Source organism: Helicobacter sp. UBA3407 (assembly GCF_949747025.1).
GTDB classification, from domain to species: Bacteria; Campylobacterota; Campylobacteria; order Campylobacterales; family Helicobacteraceae; genus Helicobacter_D; species Helicobacter_D ganmani.
This window is the reverse complement of sequence record NZ_CATKCB010000146.1, coordinates 1-11946: the sequence shown is the minus strand read 5'-3', so window position 1 is coordinate 11946 and position 11946 is coordinate 1. Positions and strand designations below refer to the sequence as shown.

Genomic DNA, 11946 nt, shown 5'->3' with positions numbered 1-11946 from the left:
CAAATGCTTGCAATCACTGCTGCGAACAAGGTCATCAACAAACACATTGGATTAACCTTAAACCATTTGGGCTTTAGAAGTAAGATTTGCGGACATTTTATCCGCACAAATAATCATCACAATCCAAATCGTAGTAATCAATGCAACTTGCGCACTACCAATCGTCAAAATTTCATAAATCATTGCTTGTGTATCTTCTGGAGAACTCATTGCAGTCAAAAAAGGAGGATAAGCAACAATCTCACCATGCCAAATATGCTCAATAAAAAGCAAAAAAGCACCTCCAAAAAGCATATTAACAAGCCAACTTAATTTTCTACTCCAAGAAATTTTGTGGGAATATTTTTGTACATTTTCATTTGCTTTTTCTTGTTTTAAAATGTTTCTTTTAACCACACTTAAAACACCTGCAGCCACAATAGATTCAACAAAGCACGCCATATCAGCACCTCCAAAGATAATATTAAAGTTAAAAAATAATAAACTAAAATGTCTTAAGATTTAATTATATTTTCAAAAGAAAGTAGTTAGCTTCATTCAGTAAGATTCTTTTGACCTTTGAATAGCGCGGATTAACACACGCTCAGAGCACCTACTATTACACTGATAATGATTCCAGCTAGAATTGTGAAGATTTGAATCCCACGATTTTTCTTGATGTTAAATAAAGTAATCATTAACCCAGAAATATAAAGTAAAATCAAAGTTAAACCAAAACCAATTGCAAGAATATCAAAATACCATTTTGCTTTTGCCTTGTGCAACATAATCATATCGCCAATTAAACTGCGCTCCATAGTCGTAACACTCCAAGTGGAATCCGCATTTTGTTTAATGCTTGCAGAATAATGCACTCCCCCAATCTCTAATGCCCCACTTTTGCTATTCATTTTGGCTTCCAAATTGCTTGGCACTTTTAATTGCGTGCTTTTAAGATACTCTACTAATGCCTGCACTTCTTGCCCTTTTTCTATGTTTTGCACCAAAGTATAAGTTTGCTTTGTTGCACCAAAATCCTGATTAATCCCAGCAATATACAAAATTCCACTTAACGCATACATTAATGCCAAAGGCAAGAAAAATAAACTAAGGTAAATATGGATATTGCGAAATTGTTTTGTCATCTTTAAGACTCCTTTTTAAAAAATAAAATTGAAATATATCACAGAAATATAAAGAAATTGTGAAGAATTCTTAACTTTAATTTGCTAGAATATTTGATTTTAATTTCAATAAGGAAACTTATGCGCATTTTTTTACTTTGCTCCCTTCTCTTTTCTTATTTGCTAGCACAAACTTACAGCGATTCCGCTTTTAGTGCAAATGGTGAAGTAAAATACAAAAATTTCACTTCTTTTGATTATGTCAATCCTAACGCACCCAAAGGAGGACACATTAAACAATATGCCCTTGGAAGTTATGATAGTTTTTATGATTTTTTACTTAAGGGAACAAGTGCAAAAGGGCTTTCGCTCCTTTATGATACCTTAATGGTGCGCTCTTTTGATGAGCCAAGCAGTCAATATGGGCTTGTAGCGAAACAAGTTCAAAGAGCAGAAGACAACACTTTTGTCATTTTTCATTTAGATGAAAATGCACATTTTAACAACGGCAAAGAAGTTACCGCCTTTGATGTGGAGTTTAGTTTCAACACCATCGCAAGGGGAGAAAATCCCTCAATGGTGCGATATTATGCAGATGTTAAAGAAGTCATTGTTGTAGATAAATACACCGTGCGTTTTAATTTTCACAATCCCAACAATCGCGAATTAGCCTTAATTCTTGGGGATTTGCCGATTTTGCCCAAACACTACTACGAAAATACCATTTTAAGCGAAAATCCGCTCAAACTTCCATTAGGAAGCGGACCTTATAAAATAGAATCTTTTGAAGCAGGAAGAAGTGTTACTTATCGGCGCATAGACAATTATTGGGCTAAAAATCACAAAACGCGTGTGGGATATTTCAATTTTGACAAAATTACCTTTGATTACTACAAAGATGACGCTGTAGCCCTAGAAGCTTTTAAATCGGGTAGATACGACTATCGTGAAGAATCTAGTGCAAAAAATTGGGCGGTAGGCTATGAGGGAATTGCACTAAAAAACCAAGATATTCAAAAAATTGAATTACTCCATTCCTTGCCAAGCGGTATGCAAGGATTCGTGTTCAATTTGCGCAAAAATGTTTTCAAAGACAGGCGAGTACGTGAGGCATTAGGGCTTGCATTTGATTTTGAATGGAGCAATAAGAATCTCTTTTTTAATCAATATAGTCGCACAAAAAGTTTTTTTGATAATTCTGAATTTGCAAGTGTTGGGATTCCATTAGGCGCAGAATTAGCAATCTTAGAACCTTATCGCTCCAAGCTTCCACCAGAAGTTTTTACACAAAGTTTTTCCCTTCCTAAGAGCAAAGGCGATGGCAACAACCGCGAAAATCTCAAAAAAGCACAAGCCTTACTCAAAGATGCGGGTTTTATCATCAAAAATGGCAAACTTTATCCACCTACAACGCAATCCAATACAAAAGAGCAGCCTTTTACTTTTGAATTATTGCTTGTGTCTCCCGCAATGGAACGCGTCGCAATTCCTTTTCAGAAAAATCTACAAACCCTAGGAATCACGATGAAAATTCGCATTGTAGATGTCAGTCAATACATTAACCAACTGCGACAATTTGATTACGATATGATTGTCAGCGTTTTTCCTCAAAGTCTCTCTCCTGGCAATGAACAAGCATTTTTTTGGGGTTCAAAGGCAGCAGATTCCGCAGGAAGTTATAATTATATCGGGATTCAAAATGAAGTCGTAGATGCCTTGATTGCGAAAATCATTCAAGCAAAGGATTATCAAGAGTTACTCAACAGCACACGCGCATTAGACCGCGTATTGTTATGGGAACATTATGTGATTCCACATTTTCACACCAAAACATTCCGCGTTGCTTTTTGGGATTTTTTAGAACACCCTGCAATTACGCCAATTTACAATGTTGGCTTTGAAACTTGGTGGGTCAATCCAAGCAAGCTAGAAAAACTGCAGATGAAATATCCAAGCCTTCGTCGCTAAAAGGGAAAATTTGAAACAATACATTTTCAAAAGACTTTTACTGATTATCCCTACATTATTGGGAATTATGACATTAAACTTTTTCATCATTCAAGCAGCACCAGGTGGTCCGGTAGAACAGATGATTGCACGTTTGGAAGGAGTGGGAGGGCAAGGCGAAGTGCAACCTACAAGTGTTTATAAAAATCAAGGCTTAGATGAAGAGATGATTGCCAAAATCAACGCACTTTATGGCTTTGATAAACCCCTCTTAGAGCGATATATTTTAATGCTTAAAAACTATCTTTGTTTTGAATTTGGTAGTAGTTTTTATAAGAATACTGCTGTCATTGACTTACTTTTAGAAAAACTCCCCGTTTCTATTAGTCTAGGGCTTTGGAGCACTTTATTAATTTATTTAATTTCTATTCCACTAGGAATCCAAAAAGCACTCAAAGAGGGAAGCACTTTTGATAGCATTACAAGCACACTCATCATTATCGGGAATGCGATTCCAACCTTTTTATTTGCCCTCATCTTGATTATTTTTTTTGCGGGCGGAACATATTTTAATCTCTTTCCCTTGCGCGGAATCATCGGAGATGATTTTGCAAACTTAAGTTTATTTGGCAAAATCAAAGATTACTTTTGGCATATTACTTTACCTGTTATCTCCCTTAGTATTGGAGGTTTTGCGACTTTAACTCTGCTTTCTAAAAATTCTTTTTTAGAGGAAATTCACAAACAATATGTCCAGCTTGCTTTTGCCAAAGGTTTAAACGAATCTCAAGTGCTTTATCGTCATATTTTTCGTAATGCAATGCTTATTATTATTGCTTCCATTCCCTCTGCGTTGCTTGGAATCTTACTTAGTGGTTCTCTTTTGATTGAAATCATTTTCTCGCTTGATGGCTTGGGACTTTTAGGATATGAGTCCATTATTACGCGAGATTATCCTGTCATCTTTGGCTCACTTTATCTTTTTACGCTTTTTGGCTTGATTGTGGGATTAATCAGTGATTTACTCTACACATTCATAGACCCAAGAATTAATTTCCAGCGGGTTTAAGATGAAAAAAAGAATCCTAAATCAAAGACGATTCCTAGCATTCAAACAAAACAAACGTGCATATTTTTCACTTTGGATTTTTGCTGTGCTTTTTATCATCTGTATGAGTGCAGAATTTATTGCGAACGACAAGCCGCTTTTTGTGCGTTATGCAGGAGCAAACTATTTTCCTTTATTCCATGATTATCCCGAAACGACTTTTGGGGGAGATTTTGAAAGCATTGCAAACTTCAATGATTCCTATTTGCAAGACAAAATTCGCGAAAAAGGTTTTTTTGTTATGCCACTCATTCCTTATGCTTATGATTCTGTGATTTATGATTTACCAACCCCTTCTCCCTCACCCCCAAGCCTCAAGAACCCCTTAGGCACAGATGACTTGGGGCGAGATGTGCTTGCAAGATTACTTTATGGGCTAAAGACTTCCATTTTATTTGGCTTAATTCTCACTTTCTTTAGCTCTATTATCGGGCTTTTTATCGGGGCAATTTGTGGGTATTTTGGAGGCAAAATAGACTTGTTAGGGCAGCGTTTAATTGAGATTTGGAGCGGAATGCCGATTCTTTTTGTATTAATTATTTTTGCGAGCCTATTAGAGCCAAACTTTTGGAGCATTTTATGTGTTATTTTGCTATTTTCTTGGATTGCTCTCGTGCCTTTTGTGCGCGCAGAATTTCTAAAAGTGCGGAATCTTGACTATATTAAAGCTGCCAAAATGCTAGGAGTAAGCCATTTTCGCATTATGCTTTATCATATTTTACCCAATGCGCTTGTCGCGACGATTACCTACTTACCCTTTATTCTTTGTGGGAGCATTACTACTCTAGCTTCCTTAGACTTTTTGGGGCTTGGATTGCCTCCACCAAGTGCAAGTTTGGGCGAAATCCTCTCTCAAGGCAAAAACAACCTCAACGCCCCTTGGCTTGGGTTAAGTGGATTCTTTGCTTTAAGCTTTTTACTTTGTTTGCTCGTCTTTATCGGAGAGGGCTTACGAGACTGCTTAAGGAGTGAAAATATCCTCATCAAGGAAAAAGAACAATGAATCTTTTGCAAGTTCATTCGCTTCAAGTCTCTTTGCAGGGATTCTGCTTACAAAACATTGACTTTAACCTAGAAAAAGGAGAAACTTTAGGAATCGTAGGAGAATCAGGGAGTGGAAAAACTCTCCTTAGTCATTTGATTTTACGATTAATTAAAAATTATGAATTACAAAGCGGAGAGATTCTTTATTTGGGGCAAAATTTACTTGAATGGAAAGAATCACAAATGCAAGCTTTGCGTGGCAAAGAAATCAGCTATATTTTCCAAGAACCCCTAAGCGCACTCAATCCTTTACAAAAAATCAAAAAACAACTAAGCGAAGCGATTGTCATTCATCACCCAAAAATCAAGCCTCAAGCCTTGCAACAGAAAATTTTGGAATTGCTTGAAAATGTGCATCTTAGCCCAAAAATTTTAGAATCCTATCCTTATGAGCTAAGCGGGGGGCAAAGACAACGCATTTGTATCGCTATTGCCCTTGCCAACTCTCCTAAAATCCTGATTGCCGATGAACCAACTACCGCGCTAGATTCCACAACACAAGCTCAAATTCTCAAGCTTTTGAAAAATTTGCAAGCCAAATTAAACCTTAGCATTCTTTTTATCAGCCATAATCTAGCTGTCGTTTCCAAACTCTGCTCCTCACTTCTTGTGCTGCAAAAAGGCAGAATCGTAGAAAGAGGAACAATAAAAGAAATCTTTGAATCCCCAAAAAATCCTTATACGCAAATGCTCATTCAATCAATGGGATTCCATTACAATCAAGAATCTTATCAGCAAAACACACTTTTAGAGGTTAAAAACCTAAGTGTCCAATATCCAACAAAAAAAAGTTTTTTGGGCAAGACTTTAGAATCTTTTGTCGCTTTAGAGCCTCTTAGTTTTTGCCTAAGAGAAAGGGAAAGTTTGGGAATTATTGGCGAATCAGGAAGTGGCAAAAGTAGCTTAGCCCACGCACTTTGTCGCTTGCTTGAATCCAATATCGTGCAAGGAGAAATGGAATTTTTAGGTGAAAAATTCTTTGCTTTAAAGGGCAAAGAATTGCGCCATTTTAGAAAAAAGATTCAAATCATTTTTCAAGACCCTTTTAGCTCTCTTAATCCCAAAATGAATGTTTTTCAGATTTTACAAGAGGGACTTAAAGCACACAAAGAATCGTATCAAACTCCACAAATGATTCGGGCAAAAATTATCCAAAGCCTCACAGATGTGGGGCTAGAGGAAAGCTATTTGGAGCGGTATCCTAATGAACTAAGCGGGGGGCAAAGACAGAGAATTAGTATCGCTAGAAGCTTGATTCTGCGCCCAAAAGTGCTAATTTTGGACGAACCCACAAGCGCATTAGACCGCGCTACACAAAATCAAATTTTAACTTTGCTTTTAAATCTTAGCAAGCAATATCATTTAAGCTATCTTTGCATTAGCCACGATTTGAGCGTAATTGCGAGTTTATGCCAAAATGTTTTGGTATTAAAAGAAGGAAAAATGCTTGAATATGGGGCAACAAAAGAGGTTTTCAAATCCCCAAAACACCCTTATGTCCAAACCCTGCTTAAAGCAAGTGAGCTATGAGATTCCGATTGATTCATTACTTCTTTTATTAATTCTTGCAAATATTTTTGTTCGTTGGTAGATTTCAGAATCTAATCTTAATTTATCCAAATCCTCTTAAGAAATAAGTATTAGCACCTTAATCAAGCGTATATCCAAACATTTCTAAACTAATATCTATTTTATCCCTTGCAGCAAGCTTACTAGTAATATAAATTTTAATTCTCTGTCTTGTTGATTTTGCGTTAGAAATCTCATCTGCACACAACACCAATGGCAACAATGCATACAAATCACTATTTTTTGTCAATAAAAATTCTTTGTCTTCTAGCTTTGATTCTGGGACATTAAAGATTCTATAAATCGAATTTAGGTAGAGATTCTAAAAAACTCTTTTAAAGTAGTATTTAGCTTTTGATAAAATTCAGAGAGCTTGCTTGTGGGTCAAGAGAGAAAGTAAATCGGGAATTTAAAGAGGATTTTGTTAAACCAAATAGAGATATGCCCCACACTTGTTATCACAGAGCCTTTAGAAAAAATAAGTTGATATTATAGCAAAGTTATTCAATTTTACAACAAAATTTCACATTTAAGGTTTTATATTTTAGATTGCTTCGCTACGCTCGCAATGACGAGAGGACAGAATCGCAGGCGTGCAGGATTATGGATTTGCAAATGGAATCTCTAAGATGAGATTCCACCCCTATAAGATTCCTATTCCACTTCTGCATCAATCACATCATCGTCTTTTTTATTTTGCGCACCGCCTTGCGCATTTTCGTCTTTTTTATACATTGCTTCTGCAAGTTTATGGCTTGCCTCTGTCAAGGCTTTGACTTTTGCCTCAATTTCTTCTTTTGTTGCATTCTCATTTTTAAGTGTTTCTTGCAAAGCAGTAATTGCTGCTTGGATTCTCTCTGCTTCACTTGCATCAATCTTATCTTTCATCTCATCTAGGCTTTTTTGGCTTTGATATACGAGGCTATCGGCTTGATTGCGCACTTCAATGATTTCTTTTTTCTTTTTATCCTCTTCTTTATTCAACTCTGCGTCTTTAACCATTTTTTCAATTTCAGAATCGGATAATCCGCTAGAACCTGTGATTTTAATCTCTTGTTCCTTACCTGTTGCTTTATCTTTTGCACTCACGGTTAAGATTCCGTTTGCGTCAATGTCAAAAGTAACTTCAATTTGTGGCACGCCACGAGGAGCAGCTGGGATTCCACTTAGCTCAAAATTTCCCAACATTTTATTATCGCGTGCTAATTCACGCTCGCCTTGTAAAACTTGAATCGTAACTGCGGGTTGATTGTCCTCTGCGGTGGAGAAAACTTGATTTTTCTTTGTTGGAATCGTTGTCCCGCGCTCAATAATTCTTGTCATTACGCCACCCAATGTTTCAATTCCCAAACTCAAAGGCGTAACATCAAGCAACAAGACATCTTTCACATCACCTTTAAGCACGCCTCCTTGAATTGCCGCACCCATTGAAACAACTTCGTCAGGATTGACAGATTTATTCAATTCTTTTCCAATGAAGTCTTTCACTCTCTCTTGAACTTTTGGGATTCTAGTAGAACCACCCACCATTACGACTTCATTGATTTCACTTTTGCTCAAATCCGCATCTTTAATAACATTGGCAATTTTGTCAATTGTTTGATTAATGTATTGCTCAATAAGGCTTTCAAACTTCGCACGTGTGAGTTTTTTTACCAAGTGTTTTGGACCGCTAGAATCCGCAGTAATAAAAGGCAAGTTAATTTCTGTTTCTTGTGCGCTACTTAGCTCTTTTTTCGCATTTTCAGCTGCTTCTTTTAGTCTTTGCAATGCCATTACATCACTTTTTAAATTGATTCCATTTTCGCTTTCAAACTCTGCTGCTGCCCAATCAATCACCGCATTATCAAAATCATCTCCACCTAAGAATGCGTCCCCACCTGTTGCCTTTACCTCTACGACATTATCACCTGTTTCAAGCACGGTTACATCAAATGTCCCACCGCCCAAATCATAAACAACAATGTTTTCGGAATGCTTTTTATCCAAACCATACGCTAACGCCGCACTTGTTGGCTCATTAATAATTCTTAAAACATTCAATCCCGCAATCGTTCCTGCTTCTTTTGTCGCTTTTCTTTGTGCGTCATTAAAATACGCTGGAACGGTGATAACAGCCTCTGTAACTTCCTCGCCCAAATAGCTTTCTGCGTCTGCTTTTAATTTCATTAAAATTTTTGCTGAAATTTCTTGTGGAGTATAAACCTTCCCCGCAATCTCAATCGCACACGCACCATTTCTATCTACTACTTTATAAGGAAGTCTTTTTTTTGCTTCTTGCGCCTTGTCCTCATTAAACATTAATCCCATAATTCTTTTAATAGAATAAATAGTTTTTTCTGGATTTGTGATTGCCTGACGCTTTGCAGGGTCTCCAACTAAAACCTCACCTTTATCTGTAAATGCAACAATAGAAGGTGTTGTGTTTTTACCCTCTTTGTTCGCGATAATTTTTGCCTCATTGCCTTCAAATACCGCCATTGCAGAGTTTGTTGTTCCTAAATCAATTCCTAATACTTTTCCCATTTTTTATCCTTTGATTTTAAATTTATTTTACGTTTTTCTACTTGGCAATACTTACCATAGAGGGACGCAAAACCCTTTCTTTATATTTATAACCTTTTTGCATTTCTGCAACAATCTCGCCCGAATCGTGCGCATCGCTTTGCACTTGCATAATTGCGTCGTGGAAATTCGGGTCAAACCCACCTTCTGTCAAGATAGGCTCAATCCCGTGTTTTGCCAATGTTTTTAACAAATTATCCAAAGTCAGCGCAATGCCCTCCTCTATTTTTCTTAAAATTTCCTCTTGATTTTCGCTATTTTCTTTGGAATCACGGATTGTTTTTAATGCAATTTCAAGAGTATCAAGACTTGGAAGCAAATCTTTAGCGATTTTTTCATACGCATATTCTAAGGCTTGGTCTTTATCGCGAATCAAACGTTTTTTGGTATTTTCAAAATCTGCGTAAGCACGCACATATTGCTCTTTTAACTCGTTAATTTGCGATTGTAATGCTTCTTTAGAATCCGCATCATTTGCCACCACTTCCTCTTGGGATTCGTCATGTTCTTGCGAATCGTCAAAAGTTTGATTTTCATTTTGCTCTTCTTGCACTTTCGCTCCTTAAATTTGATTTTTGAATATTTAAAATTGAATTTTAGCAATTATTCTTTCAAATTTCAAGCGAAATTATATAACTTTAGTCTATTATTGTCAAGTTAAATTAACAAAATAAACTAAACTTTCTTAAAATTTTATACGCAATTATAGAATTTTTTAAGATATGCAAGATTAAGGATTTGTCCTTGCAAGATTCTATATTTATGGATTGCTTCGCTCACAAGGGCAAGGATTAATATGATTTTTAAGCAAAACTCTGTTATCCTATAAGTCTTTTAAATTTTATAAGGAGAATCCTAAATGAGAGTTTCCAATATGCCGACTAATACAATATTCCAAAAATTATTAGTTCTGTTTTTTTTTGTTTTTGGCACACAATTTTTTGCGCAAGATTCCATTGCCACTCCCTCAACCTTTCAAGTAGAAAATGGTAAGACAATTATTCTATCTACCACAGCGACGAATCCAAAACCTATCAAAATCAACCAAAAAACTTATACTTGGATTCCACACCCTAGCGATAAATCCCAAAAAATAGCGATTCTGTCTATCCCTTATCGCACACCCGCCTCTACAATTACATTAGAAAATGGTTCTATTGTCCAAATTATTGCGGGAAACTACACCAAAGAGCAAATCCAAGCAAGCCCCAACAAAGTCAAACCCAATCCCAAAAATCAAGAAAGAATCCAAAAAGAACGTGAAGAAGCAAACAAAATTTACAGCAATTACAGCCAAGAAAGACTTTGGAATTCTACTTTTATCTATCCTATGCAAAGCGTCATTACAAGCCCTTTTGGAAGTGCGCGCGTCTTCAACAATGAACTCAAAAGTTACCATAGCGGCACAGACTTTAGAGCAAAAATTGGCACAGAAATCTATGCAAGCAATCGTGGCAAAGTTGTCATTGCCAAACATCGCTTTCTAGCAGGTGGTTCTGTGGTTTTAGACCACGGGGAGGGAATCTTTAGTATGTATTATCATTGCAGTGAAATCAAAGTAGAAGTAGGACAGATTGTAGAAAAAGGAGATTTAATTGCATTAAGTGGAGCAACAGGACGCGTAAGCGGGCCACATTTGCATTTTGGGATTCTCATTCGTGGAGCGCAAGTGGATCCTCTAGACTTTATTGCGCAAGCCAATGCACTCTTTTAAAGGAAAAACAAATGGATATGCTAGACAAAAAGATTTTACAGAATCTCAAAACAATCTCCCTTTCTATGTTTCGTAAAAATTTCTTTGGAATCTTTCACGGCTCAATCTCTACGAAACTAGAAGAGGGACATTTTCTAATTAATAAAAAAGATGCGATTTTTGATGATTTAGATGAAGAATCCCTAATTATGCTTTATCACAAAAGGGATTACCGCTGGAATGACGCGAGTATGGACGCTTTTATTCATTCTCTCCTCTATCAAAACATTCCTAATGCAAAATACATTGCCTACGGAATGCCCCCTTTTACCGTTTCTTATACTCTAACGCACAATAAAATCGTTCCCAAAGACTATTTTGGCTACAAAATGCTTGACACATTAGAGGTTTATAACCCCAAAGACTTTGATAGTTGGTATGAACGTGCCGATGTAGAAATCAATCGCTATTTTAAAGAAAGTGGCAAAAAAATTATGGTGATTCGTGGCTATGGAGTTTATGTTTATCATCGTGATTTACAGGTTTTATCTAAGCTTTTTGCTCTTTTAGAAAATACTTGCAAAATCTTGCATTTTAGCAGCTTACTTGAGGGAAGCAAACAAACACAAGACTTGTTTGATATTTAAAGATTTGTTTGCAATTTGTGGCAATCCATACTCTTGCATAAAGTAAAATCTCTTATGGAATCTCATTTTCTTTTCTCCCTAAACTCTTTTCTTAGTCTTGGCACATCAAGAAAATAGAATCTTAAATAACCCCCTTTAATCCAACCCTTATCTGCTTGCATTAAAGCAAGTCCTAATTTATAAGTAAAGCATTCTTTTTCTTTTAAGGCTTGTTTGTAATCTGTATAGGATTCTAAAGGAGGAAGTTTTAAGCTAGGATTCTTTGCAACT

At 36.3% G+C, this 11946-nt stretch carries 11 protein-coding genes and 1 pseudogene; 6 read left to right on the top strand and 6 right to left on the bottom strand.

Annotation, left to right across the window (positions count from 1 at the left end):
- Window positions 1-57 precede the first annotated feature (57 nt).
- Together Q1553_RS05340 and Q1553_RS05335 are read right to left on the bottom strand one after the other, a co-directional pair.
- Window positions 58-441: a hypothetical protein gene (locus Q1553_RS05340; protein WP_115550963.1), complete on the bottom strand. Its 384-nt coding sequence runs from the start codon at window positions 439-441 to the stop codon at window positions 58-60.
- A 131-nt stretch (window positions 442-572) separates the two neighbouring features.
- Window positions 573-1124, bottom strand: coding sequence for a PepSY domain-containing protein (locus Q1553_RS05335; protein ID WP_115550964.1), 552 nt, complete (start codon window positions 1122-1124; stop codon window positions 573-575).
- A 120-nt stretch (window positions 1125-1244) separates the two neighbouring features.
- Between Q1553_RS05335 and Q1553_RS05330 the strand changes: the two genes are divergently transcribed.
- The 4 genes from Q1553_RS05330 to Q1553_RS05315 are packed head-to-tail and all read left to right on the top strand — an operon-like array spanning window position 1245 to window position 6732.
- Entirely contained in the window at window positions 1245-3071 is a 1827-nt protein-coding gene (locus tag Q1553_RS05330) for an extracellular solute-binding protein (RefSeq protein WP_115550965.1), read from the top strand.
- 10 nt (window positions 3072-3081) lie between these two features.
- Window positions 3082-4119, top strand: a complete 1038-nt coding sequence (gene yejB, locus Q1553_RS05325) for a microcin C ABC transporter permease YejB (protein ID WP_115550966.1) — start codon at window positions 3082-3084, stop codon at window positions 4117-4119.
- Window position 4120: 1 nt separating this feature from the next.
- Window positions 4121-5161: an ABC transporter permease gene (locus Q1553_RS05320; protein ID WP_115550967.1), complete on the top strand. Its 1041-nt coding sequence runs from the start codon at window positions 4121-4123 to the stop codon at window positions 5159-5161.
- Window positions 5158-6732 carry a dipeptide ABC transporter ATP-binding protein gene (locus tag Q1553_RS05315; RefSeq protein ID WP_300842795.1) on the top strand — a complete coding sequence of 525 codons (1575 nt, stop codon included), beginning with the start codon at window positions 5158-5160 and terminating at the stop codon, window positions 6730-6732. The genes Q1553_RS05320 and Q1553_RS05315 overlap by 4 nt, the downstream gene beginning before the upstream one ends.
- A gap of 118 nt (window positions 6733-6850) precedes the next feature.
- Here Q1553_RS05315 and Q1553_RS05310 read toward each other — a convergent pair whose 3' ends face one another.
- The 3 genes from Q1553_RS05310 to grpE form a co-directional block, all read right to left on the bottom strand.
- Entirely contained in the window at window positions 6851-7075 is a 225-nt protein-coding gene (locus Q1553_RS05310; protein ID WP_297579058.1) for a DUF2972 domain-containing protein, read from the bottom strand.
- Between the two features lie 350 nt (window positions 7076-7425).
- The gene (gene dnaK, locus Q1553_RS05305; protein ID WP_115550970.1) at window positions 7426-9297 is read right to left on the bottom strand and encodes a molecular chaperone DnaK; all 1872 of its coding nucleotides are present in this window, start codon (window positions 9295-9297) and stop codon (window positions 7426-7428) included.
- A gap of 37 nt (window positions 9298-9334) precedes the next feature.
- On the bottom strand, window positions 9335-9889 hold the full coding sequence (gene grpE / locus Q1553_RS05300) for a nucleotide exchange factor GrpE (protein ID WP_115550971.1): 555 nt from the start codon (window positions 9887-9889) through the stop codon (window positions 9335-9337).
- Between the two features lie 306 nt (window positions 9890-10195).
- Between grpE and Q1553_RS05295 the strand changes: the two genes are divergently transcribed.
- Window positions 10196-11050, top strand: a complete 855-nt coding sequence (locus tag Q1553_RS05295) for a M23 family metallopeptidase (RefSeq protein ID WP_297600835.1) — start codon at window positions 10196-10198, stop codon at window positions 11048-11050.
- A gap of 11 nt (window positions 11051-11061) precedes the next feature.
- Window positions 11062-11676: a class II aldolase and adducin N-terminal domain-containing protein gene (locus Q1553_RS05290; protein ID WP_115550972.1), complete on the top strand. Its 615-nt coding sequence runs from the start codon at window positions 11062-11064 to the stop codon at window positions 11674-11676.
- 62 nt (window positions 11677-11738) lie between these two features.
- On the opposite strand, the pseudogene Q1553_RS05285 reads toward Q1553_RS05290, so the two are convergent.
- Window positions 11739-11946, bottom strand: a pseudogene (locus Q1553_RS05285) (sugar transferase); the annotation flags it as partial.